The sequence below is a fragment of the Roseovarius autotrophicus genome (assembly GCF_018069895.1).
Lineage (GTDB): Bacteria > Pseudomonadota > Alphaproteobacteria > Rhodobacterales > Rhodobacteraceae > Roseovarius > Roseovarius autotrophicus.
Map to the genome: position 1 here is coordinate 18,325 of NZ_JAGQDH010000026.1, position 14,270 is coordinate 32,594.

At 59.1% G+C, this 14,270-nt stretch carries 14 protein-coding genes and 1 pseudogene; 13 read left to right on the forward strand and 2 right to left on the reverse strand.

The window, feature by feature from the left end:
- Positions 1–7 precede the first annotated feature (7 nt).
- Positions 8–607, reverse strand: a complete 600-nt coding sequence (locus tag KAK09_RS16395; protein WP_210880020.1) for a hypothetical protein — start codon at positions 605–607, stop codon at positions 8–10.
- 288 nt (positions 608–895) lie between these two features.
- Here KAK09_RS16395 and KAK09_RS16400 point away from each other — a divergent pair, with 288 nt between their 5' ends.
- The 13 genes and pseudogenes from KAK09_RS16400 to KAK09_RS16455 all read left to right on the forward strand — a co-directional run bounded on the left by KAK09_RS16400 (position 896) and on the right by KAK09_RS16455 (position 13,093).
- Positions 896–1,144 (forward strand): helix-turn-helix transcriptional regulator, encoded by a 249-nt coding sequence (locus KAK09_RS16400; protein WP_210880021.1) that lies wholly within the window; start codon positions 896–898, stop codon positions 1,142–1,144.
- Positions 1,141–1,410, forward strand: coding sequence for a hypothetical protein (locus tag KAK09_RS16405; RefSeq protein WP_210880022.1), 270 nt, complete (start codon positions 1,141–1,143; stop codon positions 1,408–1,410). The genes KAK09_RS16400 and KAK09_RS16405 overlap by 4 nt, the downstream gene beginning before the upstream one ends.
- A complete protein-coding gene (locus tag KAK09_RS16410; RefSeq protein ID WP_210880023.1) occupies positions 1,407–1,802 on the forward strand; it encodes a VRR-NUC domain-containing protein in 396 nt (131 codons plus the stop codon). The genes KAK09_RS16405 and KAK09_RS16410 overlap by 4 nt, the downstream gene beginning before the upstream one ends.
- Positions 1,799–2,767, forward strand: coding sequence for a helix-turn-helix domain-containing protein (locus KAK09_RS16415; RefSeq protein ID WP_210880024.1), 969 nt, complete (start codon positions 1,799–1,801; stop codon positions 2,765–2,767). The genes KAK09_RS16410 and KAK09_RS16415 overlap by 4 nt, the downstream gene beginning before the upstream one ends.
- 71 nt (positions 2,768–2,838) lie before the next feature.
- A pseudogene (locus KAK09_RS18875) lies at positions 2,839–3,228 on the forward strand (DNA cytosine methyltransferase); the annotation flags it as partial.
- A 55-nt stretch (positions 3,229–3,283) separates the two neighbouring features.
- Positions 3,284–3,937, forward strand: coding sequence for a DNA methyltransferase (locus tag KAK09_RS18880; RefSeq protein ID WP_247651368.1), 654 nt, complete (start codon positions 3,284–3,286; stop codon positions 3,935–3,937).
- Positions 3,934–4,608, forward strand: a complete 675-nt coding sequence (locus tag KAK09_RS16425) for a hypothetical protein (RefSeq protein ID WP_210880026.1) — start codon at positions 3,934–3,936, stop codon at positions 4,606–4,608. Before KAK09_RS18880 ends, KAK09_RS16425 begins: the two co-directional genes overlap by 4 nt.
- A gap of 85 nt (positions 4,609–4,693) precedes the next feature.
- Positions 4,694–6,247: a type I restriction-modification system subunit M gene (locus KAK09_RS16430; RefSeq protein WP_210880027.1), complete on the forward strand. Its 1,554-nt coding sequence runs from the start codon at positions 4,694–4,696 to the stop codon at positions 6,245–6,247.
- Positions 6,244–7,494, forward strand: a complete 1,251-nt coding sequence (locus KAK09_RS16435; protein WP_210880028.1) for a restriction endonuclease subunit S — start codon at positions 6,244–6,246, stop codon at positions 7,492–7,494. Before KAK09_RS16430 ends, KAK09_RS16435 begins: the two co-directional genes overlap by 4 nt.
- A gap of 90 nt (positions 7,495–7,584) precedes the next feature.
- On the forward strand, positions 7,585–7,998 hold the full coding sequence (locus tag KAK09_RS16440; protein ID WP_210880029.1) for an antitoxin Xre/MbcA/ParS toxin-binding domain-containing protein: 414 nt from the start codon (positions 7,585–7,587) through the stop codon (positions 7,996–7,998).
- On the forward strand, positions 7,992–8,702 hold the full coding sequence (locus tag KAK09_RS16445) for an RES family NAD+ phosphorylase (protein WP_210880030.1): 711 nt from the start codon (positions 7,992–7,994) through the stop codon (positions 8,700–8,702). The genes KAK09_RS16440 and KAK09_RS16445 overlap by 7 nt, the downstream gene beginning before the upstream one ends.
- A 10-nt stretch (positions 8,703–8,712) precedes the next feature.
- Positions 8,713–11,586, forward strand: a complete 2,874-nt coding sequence (locus KAK09_RS16450) for a type I restriction endonuclease subunit R (RefSeq protein WP_210880031.1) — start codon at positions 8,713–8,715, stop codon at positions 11,584–11,586.
- Positions 11,587–11,755: 169 nt separating this feature from the next.
- The gene (locus KAK09_RS16455) at positions 11,756–13,093 is read left to right on the forward strand and encodes an AAA family ATPase (protein WP_210880032.1); all 1,338 of its coding nucleotides are present in this window, start codon (positions 11,756–11,758) and stop codon (positions 13,091–13,093) included.
- Between the two features lie 946 nt (positions 13,094–14,039).
- Here the strand turns inward: KAK09_RS16455 and KAK09_RS16465 are convergent.
- On the reverse strand, positions 14,040–14,270 hold a 231-nt coding region (locus tag KAK09_RS16465; RefSeq protein WP_210880034.1), incomplete at its 5' end, for a transposase domain-containing protein.

Here is a 14,270-nt window from a genome sequence, read left to right on the forward strand (position 1 = left end):
CGTCGGTCTATTGCGGCTTCTTCAGGGCCCGCCAGATCGGGCTGAGCTTGCGCCGGATCTGGCTTTCATCCGGAACAGACCCATCCTTGGCATGCGCCACGAACCATTCCTGACCTTCCGCGACAAGCTCGGCCTGCGATTCCGGCAATCCATGCTCAAACAGCCTGATCATAAGGGCTTGAAGCATCCCCTCCCAATCGTGGCGGGACGACCGCCCGGGGCTGACATGAACCCGGTGCAACGGATCGTACTCGTCTTCAAAGCGCTGTGCCGTTTTGGCCGTCACCAGAAGGTCGTCCACTTCGATAGCTACCCCTTGGGCGGGATCGGTGATGACTTTCCATGCGCCAGTGCCCTGCTGCCGGATGCGCCAGACCAGGCAGGCCTTGGGACCGGGGCGGTTGCGCCGAAACAGAGGCATAATGTCCTCAGCACAGACCGCTACGAGTCCAACCAGCGGTTCGGTTCCGCAGCAATGGACCAAGCCAATGCTGACGACAATTTCAATGATTCCCTCGGTCGCCCATCCAACAATATCGGCAGGCGCGCATCCCCAACGCACAGCCAAATCCTCCAAAGCCCAGAAAACACGTGGTGGTAAAGCCATCGCTTCGTCCTTTTCGAAGTTTGCATGAGGGCGCGCGCGGCGTTGGTCACAGACGTGCCGAGAGAACCCCGACGCCACCCTGAACCCGCAACTTTCGGTTGTTAACGTAGCGACTGAACTCGCCCATAAAAAATGGGGCATTCCAGAAAGCTTCAATAAAACAAGGGGTGGCACAAAGGGCGCGATGAATACGCCGGTTTATGCCACCCTGCCTCCCCCCGTCCTCTGCTCCCCTGCACCCCGTGACGCAACCGCCCGCAATCGGGCGCAAAGGGAAAGGAATCACAGATGTTGGATACACAGGACAGCCGCCATGAAGGGCCCGACATGGGCCTATTGGAGGACTGGATCAGTCGGCATGATCTGGCGATCAGCCTCGGGGTGTCGGAGGACACGCTGTGGCGGTGGGACATGAGGCGCACCGGCCCGCAGAGCATCAAGCTGGGGCGGAAGGTCTATTACCGGCGCAGCACCGTGCGCAGCTGGCTTGAGGCCAGAGAACAGACACGCAAGACACCGTCGCGGGGTCGGCGATGACCGCGTCCTTTCCCTTCCGCAAGCGCCAGGCGCGCGATCAGGCGCGCGCCGACTGGCTCGACGAGCGGCGGCGCGAGGCACGGTTGGTCGTGGCCGATGTGGTGCATCACTCCGACCACCTGATCCGGCTCGCCTGCAACGTACTCGTCCAGCATGGCGAAACCCCCGAGGAACGCGAGGACGCGCGCATCCTGCTGGTCGTGCTTGATGCCAAGACCCCAGGGCGGGGCGGCGATGACCAGCGAAATCCGGAGGTGGCGCGATGACCCGTCGTGGTACCCCCGAGGCCGATCTGCAGCGCGCCGTTGTGCAGGCGCTGCGCTTTGCCCTGCCCCGCGATGCCATCGTGCATCACTGCGCCAACGAGGTGTCTGAGCCGGGACCGCGCGGTGCGAAACGCCAGGCGATCCTGGTCGGCATGGGCGTTCATGCCGGTTTCGCCGATCTGATGGTGATGTGCGATGGCCGCGTGCTGTTCCTCGAGCTGAAGGCCCCGAAGGGTCGCCTTCGCCCGACGCAGGAGAGCTTTCGCGAGGCGGTGCTCGCGCAGGGCTTTGGCTGGGCGCTGGTGCGCTCGGTCGACGATGCGCTGGGCGCGCTGGCGGATCATGGCTTCACCAGTCGCGCGCAGCTCCCGTCGCGGAGGGCTGCGCCATGAGCCACAAGGCAACCGTCTGGGCAATCCAGCAACGCGGGCTGAAGCCCGCCACCAAGATCGTGCTCTGGTTCCTCTGCGATCGGCACAACCCGGATTTCGGGTGTTTCCCGACGCAGGCGCGGTTGGCCGACGATGCGGAGATGTCGATTTCGGCGCTCAATGGTCATCTCGCAAAGCTGGAAGAGCTGAGGCTGATCCACCGGGTCCGCACCCATGATCCGCGCACCCACAAGCGCCAGGCCACGCGCTACATCCTGGGGTTCGAGGACAGCTTCCCACAAGTGCCAACTCCGGAAACCGGAGACGGGATTTCGGGAACGAACAAGGAACAGGACGACGCGCCAATTCCGGATTCCGGACATGGAGCCATCTCCGGATTTCCGGCAAAGCCATCTCCGGATTTTGGCCAAAGCCATCTCCGGAATCCGGAGACTAACCTTGTAAGAGAACCTTTAAGGAAACCAGTAAAGGAGGAGGAGGGCGCGGCTGCGCGCGAGGCCGATTTTGATCGGTTCTTCGCAGAGCTACTGCAAGCGCTGGGCTTCGATGCAAACGCGATCCTCCCCGCCTGGTGGCAGGGCTGGCCAGCCCGCACCCATGTTCGCCGCTGGATCGACGATCTCGGGTTGACCGTGGATCGGATCATCGAGGTCGCCAGAGAGACCCGGACCGATCATCCCAACCCGCCTGATGGCCCCAAAGCGCTGAACCGGTTCATGGAACGGGCAGCAGCGCGCGATGCGCAGGCGGCCATCGCGACTTCGAAGGGCACAAAGGCCAAGCGGCGGCGCAAAGCAGATGCAGCGCCCCCGCCCAGCGAGGATGAGCTGGCGGCCTTCTACGCGGCCAAGGTCAACTCCGACGAATATCTGCCCACGGGCATGATCAGCACCGCCATGTGCGGATTGATGCTGGCGCGCGGGCTGGTGACCCGCGAACGCCTCAGCCAGCGCGTGGTGCGGTGAATGGCATGGTGTCACGTCCCCGGCACGGATTGTCCCTCTGCGCAGGCGGCGGAGGCCTGGATATGGGCCTCATGCTCGCCGAACCCGGCTATCACACCCGGTGCTTCGTCGAATGGGAGGACTGGCCCCGAACTGTGCTCATCGCGGCCCAGCGCGCCGGATACTTTGCCCCGGCCCCGATCTGGGATGATCTGCGCAGCTTCGATGCCCGGCCCTTCTGCGGTGCTTTCGATACCGTCCTCGCGGGATATCCCTGCCAGCCCTTCAGCGCGGCCGGAAAGCGCGGCGGTGCCGATGACCCCCGTCACCTCTGGCCCGATGTCGCACGGGTCATCGGAGAATGCCGACCCGAATGGGTCTTTCTCGAAAACGTCGCCGGGCACGTCACCCTCGGGCTCGAGACTGTCCTGCGAGAGCTTTGGGGCATGGGCTACACGCCTGCGGCGGGTCTGTTCAGCGCGGCAGAAGTCGGCGCGCCGCACCAGCGGCTGCGAATCTTCATCCTGGCCCACACCGATGAGCCTGCATCCGGGCACGGCCAGCTACAACCCAGCCGGGAACAGCGACTTCACCCGCAAGGCGGAAGCACTGGCGCTGGGCATCACCAACTGGTCCACGCCGAAAGCGACGGACGGCGCGAAGGGTGGTCCGGGTCAGAGCTATGGCTCGGGCGGGACGCCGCCACTCCCAGCGCAAGCTGCGCGATGGCCGACACCGGCCGCGCAGAACTGGAAGGGCAGTTCCGAGGCCAGCGTCACCCGGGCCGATGGCAAATCCCGGATGGATATCCTGCACTACCGGGCGGAGCAGGGCTTCACCCGCCCGGCCCCGGCGATCACGATGCATGGCGCGCGGTGCTCGCATCACGCCCCGATCTCGCGCCCGCTCTGGGCTTCGATGATTGCCTCGCATGGGCGCGCCGCGTGTCGGCGGATCCTGAAGGGCCGCGCGCGGCGGCGGCTGAACCCGCTCTTCGTCGGATGGCTGATGGGCTGGCCCATCGGGCACGCGCTCTGCGCCTGCTCGGCAATGGAGTTCACCCTCTGGCAGCAGCACATGCGTGGCGCGCTCTCGCAGCTGCCCATGGCCTCGGGCCCGTGGATCTGGCGGCCGACGGACGATGCCCAGCGCCCGTCGCAGATGGACTTCCTTGAAAGATTGCAGCCATGAGCATGCAGGGACGGATTGGCCGCATTGGCGGCAGCAAGGTCAAACGCGCGCTGGGCGTGCAGGCGGCGCTGGAATGGGCGTTTCGGGTTGAAAGGGCACAACTGGAACTGCCGCCGCCAAAGGACGTGGCCGAGGAAGGCTTTGGTTTTGGCCTCGAATACGTCCTCATGCAGCGCGCAGCGCTGGGCTGCAAGGTCGACGGCGGACAACACAAGATGGGCAGCTACACCCATGCGGACGCCGAGGTGATCGCCGCCACCGTCGCCGGAATGCCCGACAGTCTCGGCGGCATCCGCATGGCGATCCGCGTTGCGGAACTGGCGCGGGCTGGCCTCACCCCTGACTGGATGCCGAGTGTCGTGCCGCGCTGCCTGCCACGTGACACGCGCGAGAACCAGCACGGCGTGCGCGCGGTGACCGTGGTGGTTGGCACCGAGCGCCTGCTGACCCGAGGCAAATGGCGCACAGTCGAGGTGCTAGCCTGCCCGGTCACCTGGCGGCCACATCCGGAACAGATCGCATCCGCCCGGCGCGGTTATGAGGATTGGCGGCAGGCGCTGGATTGGGTGCGGGATGGGCTGATCGCGGGCGGGATGTTGCGGGATGTCGAAGTGACCGCGGCAATGCCGAAGAAGCGGCCATGGCTGGCGCGACCGCACACGGCGTTGTAAGCATAGACGAAGCATTGCAATTTTCGCCTTCCCCTTGCGGGCTTGTCGCGCAAACTTGCCTATAAACCAGTCAGGGACGTGTGGGATGACCGAAGAGCAAAAGAAGAAACTTGAACAAAAGCTCTGGGATATTGCCAATACCCTGCGCGGCAAGATGAACGCCGATGAATTTCGCGATTACATCCTGGGGTTCATCTTCTTCAAATACCTGTCCGAGCGCATGCACCTATATGCCAACGATGTGCTCAAGCAGGACGGCATCGATTACCTGTCGGTCAATGAGGCTACCCCGGACGGCCAGACAATCCTTGCCGCGGTCAGCGAGGCGTCCGTCGATGCGCTGGGCTATTTCCTGCGCCCGTCCGAGCTGTTCAGCCAGATTGCCAAACGCGGATCAAAGCCGGGCCAGTTCATCCTGGCCGACCTGACCAAGATCCTGAACAACATCCAGCGCTCGACTATGGGCACGGAATCCGAGGATGATTTTGACAACCTGTTCGAAGACCTCGACCTGACATCCACCAAACTCGGCCGCACCGAAGAGGCCAAGAATACCCTTATCGCGCGCGTCCTGACGCATCTGGACGAGATTGATTTCCAGCTCGATCAGGCCGACAGCGATGTTCTGGGCGACGCCTATGAATACCTGATCGGGCAGTTTGCCAGCGGCGCGGGCAAGAAAGCGGGCGAGTTTTATACGCCGCAGCAGGTGTCCACCATCCTTGCGCGCATCGTCACCACCGGCAAGACACGGCTGAAATCGGTCTATGATCCGGCCTGTGGGTCGGGGTCGCTGCTCTTGCGCGTGGCCAAGGAGGCGGACGTGTCCGAGTTCTTCGGGCAAGAGATGAACCGCACCACCTACAACCTCGCGCGCATGAACATGATCCTGCACGGCGTGCATTACCGCAATTTCGATCTGAAACAGGAAGACACGCTGGAACACCCCCAGCATGACGGCCTGCGGTTTGAGGCAGTCGTGGCCAACCCGCCGTTCAGCGCCAAGTGGTCGTCCAACCCCATTCTGCTGTCGGATGACCGGTTCAGCCAATATGGGCGGCTGGCCCCGGCATCCAAGGCCGACTTTGCCTTTGTCCAGCACATGCTGCACCACCTGGACGATAACGGCACCATGGCGGTGATCCTGCCGCATGGCGCGCTGTTCCGGGGCGGGGCCGAGGGGCATATCCGGCAATACCTGATCAAGGATCGCAACTGGCTGGATGCTGTCATCGGCCTGCCTGCCAACATCTTTTACGGCACCACCATTCCCACCTGCATTCTGGTGTTCCGGAAATGCCGCGAGACCGAGGATGTGCTGTTTGTCGATGCGTCCGGCTGTTTCGAGAAGGCCAAGAACCAGAACGTGCTGCGCAACAGCGATGTGGACCGCATCGTTGCCGCCTTTCGCGGGCGGGCGGTTGAGGCGCGGTTCAGCCACCGCGCCGCACGGGCCGAGATCGAGGAAAACGACTATAACCTGAACATCCCCCGCTATGTGGACACGTTCGAGGCAGAGGCCGAGGTTGATCTGGCCGCCGTTGCGGCAGAGTTGCGCGCCATTGACGAGGGCATGGCGGCGCTGGACGAAACCATTCGCGGCTTTTGCGCCGAGTTGGGGCTGGAGGCGCCGGTATGAGCGTGATTGCCCCCAACTTGAGGTTTTCGGGTTTCAGCCAACGGTGGCAGAAGAAGACCTTGGGTGACTTCATGACCTTCAAAAACGGGGTCAATGCCGACAAATCAATGTATGGCTCTGGCCGCAAGTTCATAAATGTTCTTGATGTCATTGCGCCAGCCCCAATCACTCATGATCGCATCATTGGAAGTGTGACAGTTTCGGACAAAGAATTCGCAAAGAACGAAGTGCAATATGGCGACATATTGTTTCAAAGAAGTTCAGAAACCCGTGTAGAGGTTGGGCAAAGCAACGTCTATCTCGACAAAGACAAGACGGCAACTTTTGGTGGCTTTGTAATTCGAGGCCATGCAACTACCGAATTCGATCCGATGTTCTTTCATGCGTTGCTCAAAACCGACAAAGTTCGGGACGACATGACCAGTCGGAGCGGTGGAAGCACTCGGTATAATATCGGGCAAGATTCCCTCGCCTCTGTGCCCGTTCATGTTCCCTCCCTCCCCGAACAGCAGAAAATCGCGGCGTTTTTGGGGGCGGTGGATGCCAGGCTTGCGGCGCTGGCGGCCAGGCAGGCGGCGCTGGGGCGGTTCAAGGCCGGGCTGATGCAAAAGCTGTTCAGCCAGCAGCTTCGGTTTACCCGAGAGGATGGCGGGGCTTTTCCGGATTGGCAGGAAAAGCGGCTGGGGGACTTCTGCAATGTTCTTTCAGGGCACCCAGTTTCGGGTGAAGACATTCTCGAAATTGAGACAGATTTCCGCCTCCTGAGGGGCGCCAATATTTCAGAAGGAAGTATCAGGCACTCAAAGGAGCTTGATCGATTTTTTGGTGGCTTCAATAGTAGATTAGCTCGATTTATTTTGAAAGTTGGCGATGTTGTGATTGGCATGGATGGTTCAAAGGTTGGGAAGAATGTTGCCACTATTGATCAGCAAGACGCTGGCAGCTTTTTAATTCAGCGTGTGACACGTCTACGAACCGATCAGAAGAATGATCTTCGGTACGTTTATCATCATGTAACATCACCACGCTTTCGACAGTATGTTGATGTTGTGAACACAAGTTCCGGCATTCCACATATTAGCCTCAAGCAAATACGTGACTTCGAGATTCCCATGCCCCATCCCGACGAACAACAGAAAATCGCCAGCGCGCTCTCGGCAATGGATGCCAAAATTCAGGCGGTGGCGGAACAGGTGACCAAACTCCAGACCTTCAAGAAGGGTCTGTTGCAGCAGATGTTCGTGTAGCAGCGGCACCGTGCGGCGCGGTCTTGACATTGGCTTGACATTTTGCAGGATTTCGCCATATAACTGCCATATGCCGCAGGAGGGCGTGCCATGCCACAACTTCATTTGATCGAACAACCCACGGTGCCACCCGTGCCGCAGTTCACCCCGGCCGAAGTGCAGGCGATGCAGCGCGCCTTTGTCAACCTCGCCGCGCGATGGCAGATCACCGACGATCAGGCGGCGGTGCTGATGGGCGATATCTCGGTCCGCACCTTCCGGCGCTGGAAGGCGGGCGATCTGGGCCGCGCCGGTGTCGATTGCGCCGCGCGGCTGTCAAACCTGATGGGCATCCACAAGGCGCTGCGCCTGCTGTTCAAGGACCCCGCGCGCGGCTATGGCTGGATCAAGCGGCCCAATGACGCTTTTGGCGGGGCCTCGGCGCTTGAGGTGATGCTGGGCGGGCAGTTGACCGACCTCATGCGCGTGCGCCGTTATCTCGATGCGATGCGCGCCCCGTGGTAGCAGCGCCGCCCGACGCCCCCGAAATCCGGCTGACATGGGAGCGGTATCACCGGCTGATCAATTCCGCCTGGCCGCCGATTGACCTGTTCGAGGATATCGCGGACCCCGCCGACTGGCTGCTGATCGGCGCGGGCGAGGGCAGGACCAACCCACGGCTTGCCGCCACCATCGGCAACCTTGATCTGGTGCCACCGGCGCGGCGGGTCGGCGGGCCGGGCGCGTCTTATGTCATGGCACCCTTCACCCATGTCAGCCCCGACCATCACGGGCGGTTTCACGATGGCAACCATGGCGCGTTCTACGCGGGCGACAGTTTCGAGACCGCGCTGTTCGAGACCGTGCATCACACGCAGATATTCTGTGCCATGACGGCAGAGGCCCCCGGCTGGATCGCCGACAAGCGCGAATTGGTCGGGCGCATCGACGCCACGCTGACCGACATTCGCACGGGGTTTCCCGCGCTGCTGGACCCCGACGACTATACAGCGCCACAGGCGTTCGCGCGCCGCATGAAGGCTGCCGGGTCGAACGGGATCGTTTACCCTTCGGTTCGCAATCCCGGCGGCACCTGTTTCGCCGCCTTTTACCCGGATGTCATGGGTGTGCCTGTTCAGGGGCGGCACATCAGCTATCACTGGGACGGCACCCGGATCGACATGATCAAGGATCTGGCCGCGTCTGCCGTTTACTCGATCTCGCCCTGAGGCAATTTTCATGATCCAATCCGAAGCACAGCTTGAAACAGGTCTGGTCAAACGGCTGCACTCTCTGGGCTGGGAGCCTGTGACCATCACCGACGGCGCTGGGCTGCGCGCGAACCTGAAGGCGCAGTTGGAGGCGCATAACGGCGTCAGCCTGTCGGATGCAGAGTTCACCCGCGTGCTGAACCACCTCGACAAGGGCAACGTCTTTGACAAGGCCAAGATCCTGCGCGACCGCATGGCCCTGCCCCGCGACGACGGCACGACCGTCTACATCCAGTTCCTGAATTCCGAAGAATGGTGCCGCAACCGGTATCAGGTCACCTCGCAGGTCACCCAAGTCGGCAGCTACAAGAACCGCTATGACGTGACGCTGCTGATCAACGGCCTGCCCTTGATCCAGGTCGAGCTGAAGCGCCGCGGCATGGAGCTGAAGGAGGCCTTCAATCAGGTCAACCGCTACCAGCGCCATTCCTATTGGTCGGACCACGGGCTGTTTCAGTATGTGCAGCTGTTCGTGATCTCGAATGGCGTGAACACCAAATACTATGCCAACAACCGCGACCAGGATTTCAACCAGACCTTTTTCTGGGCCGATGTCGAGAACCGCCTGATCACCCAGCTTGACGCTTTTGCCGACGCCTTTCTTGAAAAGTGCCATGCGTCAAAGATGATCAGCAAATACATCGTCCTGCACGAGAGCAACAAGGTGCTGATGGTGCTACGGCCCTATCAGTATTTCGCGGTCGAGGCGATTGTCGAGCGGGTGAAGGCCGGGCGGAAGAATGGCTACATCTGGCACACGACAGGCTCCGGCAAGACGCTGACCAGCTTCAAGGCAGCACAAGTGCTGATCGAAAACCCCAAGGTGCACAAGGTCGTCTTTGTCGTCGACCGCAGCGACCTCGACTATCAGACCACCAAGGAATTCAACCATTTCAGCGACGGCTCAGTTGATGGCACCGACAACACCCGGGCGCTGGTCAAGCAGCTGGCGGGCGATCACAAGCTGATCGTCACGACGATCCAGAAGCTGAACACGGCCATATCCCGCGATAAGTTCGAGGGGCCGCTGCAGGCGGTGAAAGACGAACGGGTGGTGTTCATCTTCGACGAATGCCATCGCTCGCAGTTCGGCGAGACCCACAAGCGCATCGTGGCGTTCTTTGCCCGCGCCCAGATGTTCGGCTTCACCGGCACCCCGATCTTTGCCGAAAACGCGATGGCCAAGCGGACGACGAAGGATCTGTTCGGGGAGTGCCTGCATAAATACGTCATCACCGACGCGATCAGCGATGAAAATGTTCTGCGGTTCTCGGTCGAATACTGGGGCAAGCTGAAGCGCAAAGATGGCAGCCTGATCGACGAAGAGGTCGCGGGCATCAACATCAAGGAGTTCTTCGACCACCCCGACCGGATCGACGGTGTGGTGGACTGGATCATCCAGAACCATGATCGCAAGACCCACAACCGTCAGTTCAGCGCGATGCTTTGCGTCAGTTCGGTCGATGCGCTGATCACCTATTACGAGGCCCTCAAGCGGCGGCGCGATGCGGGCGAGCACGATCTGCGCGTTGCCACCATCTTCACCTACACGGCCAACGAAGAAGATGCCGATGCCGACGGTCTGATCGGCGATCCCGATTTCAACATCGGCGTGGACAGGCCGATCAACGTGCACACCCGCGAAAAGCTGGATCGGTTCATCGCCGACTACAACGCGATGTACCAGACCGCCTACTCGACCAAGGACAGCAACAGTTTCTACAACTATTACAAGGATATCGCGAAGCGCATGAAAGAGCGCGAGCGGCGCGATTTCCAGGACAAGGACCGCGTCGACATCCTGCTGGTCGTCAACATGTTCCTGACCGGGTTCGATGCCAAGAAGCTCAACACGCTCTACGTCGACAAGAACCTGCGGTATCACGGGCTGATCCAGGCATTTTCGCGGACCAACCGTGTCCTTGGCCAAGTCAAATCCCAAGGCAACATCGTCTGCTTCCGGAACCTGAAGGCCAAAACCGACGAGGCGATCACCCTGTTTTCCAACAAGGATGCCCTTGAGACCGTCCTGATGGCGCCCTATGAAGAATATGTTGCACAGTTCAACGCGGCCGTCGCCAATCTGCTGGAAATCGCACCGGACGTGGACAGCGTGAACGATCTGCAAACCGAGGGCGAAATGCTCGCCTTCGTGCAGGCGTTCCGCGAGTTGATCCGCGTCCGCAACGTGCTGGGCAGCTTCACGCAGTTCAGCCCAGACGACCTGACCCTCGATCCGCAGAAGTTCGAGGACTACAAGAGCAAGTACCTCGACATCTATGACCGGACAAAACGGACCAACGAAAACGAGGCGGTGTCGATCATCGACGAGGTCGATTTCGAACTGGAGCTGATCCAGCGTGACGAAATCAACGTCGCCTACATCCTTGGCCTGCTCGCCGAGGTGTCGCGGGATGCCAACAGCCTGGATGCCACCCAGCGCGATGAAAGCGCACGCAAGCGCAAGCTGGTGATGGACATGCTTGGGTCGGAGGCCCAGCTGCGCAGCAAGCGGGAGCTGATCGAGCGGTTCATCGAACAGCATATGCCGAAGGCACAGGACAGCGGCGCCAGTGTCGAAGAGACCTTTTTCGCCTTCTGGAACGACGAGCGGGTCAAGGCGATGGAGGCGGTTTGCGCTGAGGAGGGCATCCCACCGGCGGCGTTCCAGCGCCTGGTCGAGGAATACCAGTTCACTGGCAAACCGCCCCTGCGCGAGGCTGTCATCGACGCACTGGAGCAAAAGCCAAAGATTCTGGAACGCAAGAAGATTACCGAGCGGATCATCGACAAGCTGCTGGGGTTGGTCGCGACGTTTGATGACGGGTTGGGAGGGATATGATGAAAAAGGCGGGGAGGAGACGTTCGCCGCGGCCCCCCGTCCGAACGCCAAGATTACCAATACGAGAGCTGGCTCGCACCTTGGGCCAGGTTCGTGTAGACTCCTGTTCGCCAAGCGCAGAACAAAATTCATGGCGACAAACTGCTTATGCGAAGAATGGAACGCACTGATGATCACTAGGCTTGAGATTGATGGCTTTAAGACTTTCGAGAATTTTTCCATTGATTTAATGCCCTTCACCGCAATTGTGGGCCCCAATGCCAGTGGAAAATCCAATCTATTTGATGTAATTAGGCTTCTTGCTGAACTTGTTACCGAAGATGTGCGCTCGGCCATGACCAAGTTACGGGGTGAGCCGCTCGAGTTGTTCAGACGAACCCCCTACCGAAGCGCTAAAATGATGACGCTCGCTGTCGAAGTTCTTCTTCCCATTTCCGGCATTGACCAGTTTGGCACGAAGTTCCATTTGAAGACTCAACGCATCAGATATGAGGTTTCTCTCAGAGCAGAAACCGATGCCATCGGCAATATCGAGAAAGTCATCGTTGCGAACGAAAAGTGTGAACGAATTAGAAAGAAAAACGAGCAAAGCGCCTTTATCAAGAGAGAGCATAAAATTGCGTATGGAGGGAATATGCGAGATACGCCATTCCTCGATACAGAAACAAATAGTGACGGGCAAAAATCCTTCCTCATTCGGCAAGATGGTCCAAATAAAAAAGGTCGCCCCACTCGAATTCCAGCAATAGACGCTTCCAGGACCGGTATCTCAACCGTTCAAACGGCAGAGTTTCCACACCTTTATGCGGTTAAAAATTTTTTGGGTCATCCAAGTTTTCTTGAGATCAGTCCAACTGAAGCGCGGCGCGAGAATGATCGTTTCGTTGAGAAAGAACTATTGCCTTCAGCTTCAAACTTAGCCGCCGTACTTGACCGGCTGAAATCTGAGACGGGAACGCTCGACCAACCCGATGGCATTCTGAATGACATTTCAAACCAAATATCTCAGCTTATTCCTGCTGTTCGAAAAGTACATAGCGTCACGTCCAGAGACCAAAAAGAGTACACTTACGAAATAGAGATGGCTGACGGTCTGCGTTTTAGCTCTAGGGTGATTTCTGATGGAACGCTGCGGATCCTAGCTCTCGTCACTCTATTGAACGACCCAGATCGCAAAGGTCTTTTGTGTTTCGAAGAGCCAGAGAATGGGATACATGAAGGTAGGATCCCAGCGCTCATCGAACTCATACGGTCATCGACTGCGGATGTTGTAGCTGACTACTTTCAAGTCGTTGTTAACACTCACTCGCCAGCTGTCATGAAGGCTTTGCAAGATACAGAGATCGTCGCAGCAGACATTGTTAATGTTGTCACCCAAGATGGTGTGACGAAGAAAACGAGAATGCGTGGCTCACCATTAGAAATGGGTGATTTGATTGATCCCGAGATAAGCCTTACGCGCTATGAAATCGAAAGCCTTCTGCACAGAAAGTTTGACGCTGCATGAATTACTTGGCGTGGGCACTTTTTGCTGAAGGGCGGACTGACATACGTTATCTTGAAACGCTGCTCCCTCGGGTTGTTCTGCATCTAATACAACGAGCTGTTGGCCCAGAAGCCATGGTCCCGGATTTTCCAGTTGATGTCTTCGGGGTGGATTGTCGTGATCTAGACACAGCAGCCGTGAAGATCTGCACGGCCAGTGAGGCTTTCCAATTGCTTTTTGTACATGGAGACACCGGGTCCCCTGCCCAAGAACAGCACCTCGAAAACCGTACATGTGCCCTTTGTGGGCGGGTCGAAAGTAGATGCGGGATATTGCGAGATCGATGCGTTGTTGTTGCCCCAAGACAGGAAACTGAGGCGTGGTGCTTGGTAGACAAGGCCGCCATCCGCTCAGCATATGGTGTTGGTAACGGATTTGATCTGTCGTTTATTCCAGATGCTGCCAATGTTATCGAATCCATCCAAGACCCCAAAGATGTATTAAGACAAATCCATAATAGTCTCCCAGGAGGGAGAAGGCGGAAAAATCCTCCGATCCCCTACGCGAACTTGGGGCAGATACAGGACTTGAGCCGTTTGATGCTACTTCCGTCCTTCAAATCATTCGAGTTACGACTTATCGCTGCTCTAAGAACCCTCGGATATCCCGGGCTAGAATAATGCCTATCGATACATTTTCGGGAACAACACGCCTGACAGACGATGGCGCTTCCAGCTCTTGGCCTCGACCTCACCAAGCGGACGTTCGCTGACGGCGATGCGAATGTCTTGAAAGGTGAAGGTTTTCTGATGCGGGTCGCGGCGGAACGTTGGGGACTGGCGCGACCACGACCCGCGTTGGAAAACCTCCCAAGGAGGAAGCCGCGGGGGTCTTGGATAGACCTATGGGGAAAGTGTGCAGACGGTTGGGGCGACGGCTGTGTGTAAGCATCCGGCGAGGGACGCGGTCACGCGGCCTTGACAGCTTTCTGCTCGGCGTTCCAGTTCCATGGGAGCAATTCAGGCAAGCGTGACACGGTGATATCGGGCAGGCGCGCCAGGACATCTGCCATCCAGGCCTGCGGGTCAATGTCGTTCATCTTGCAGCTGACGATCAGGGTATACATGAAGGCCGCCCTGTCGCCGCCGCGTTCAGACCCCGCAAAAAGCCACGACTTTCTTCCCAATGCGATCCCTCT

Coding starts and splice junctions, on each gene's coding strand:
- KAK09_RS16395 (WP_210880020.1), bottom strand. CDS start 607: ATGGCTTTACCACCACGTGTTTTCTGGGCTTTGGAGGATTTGGCTGTG.
- KAK09_RS16400 (WP_210880021.1), top strand. CDS start 896: ATGTTGGATACACAGGACAGCCGCCATGAAGGGCCCGACATGGGCCTA.
- KAK09_RS16405 (WP_210880022.1), top strand. CDS start 1,141: ATGACCGCGTCCTTTCCCTTCCGCAAGCGCCAGGCGCGCGATCAGGCG.
- KAK09_RS16410 (WP_210880023.1), top strand. CDS start 1,407: ATGACCCGTCGTGGTACCCCCGAGGCCGATCTGCAGCGCGCCGTTGTG.
- KAK09_RS16415 (WP_210880024.1), top strand. CDS start 1,799: ATGAGCCACAAGGCAACCGTCTGGGCAATCCAGCAACGCGGGCTGAAG.
- KAK09_RS18880 (WP_247651368.1), top strand. CDS start 3,284: ATGAGCCTGCATCCGGGCACGGCCAGCTACAACCCAGCCGGGAACAGC.
- KAK09_RS16425 (WP_210880026.1), top strand. CDS start 3,934: ATGAGCATGCAGGGACGGATTGGCCGCATTGGCGGCAGCAAGGTCAAA.
- KAK09_RS16430 (WP_210880027.1), top strand. CDS start 4,694: ATGACCGAAGAGCAAAAGAAGAAACTTGAACAAAAGCTCTGGGATATT.
- KAK09_RS16435 (WP_210880028.1), top strand. CDS start 6,244: ATGAGCGTGATTGCCCCCAACTTGAGGTTTTCGGGTTTCAGCCAACGG.
- KAK09_RS16440 (WP_210880029.1), top strand. CDS start 7,585: ATGCCACAACTTCATTTGATCGAACAACCCACGGTGCCACCCGTGCCG.
- KAK09_RS16450 (WP_210880031.1), top strand. CDS start 8,713: ATGATCCAATCCGAAGCACAGCTTGAAACAGGTCTGGTCAAACGGCTG.
- KAK09_RS16455 (WP_210880032.1), top strand. CDS start 11,756: ATGATCACTAGGCTTGAGATTGATGGCTTTAAGACTTTCGAGAATTTT.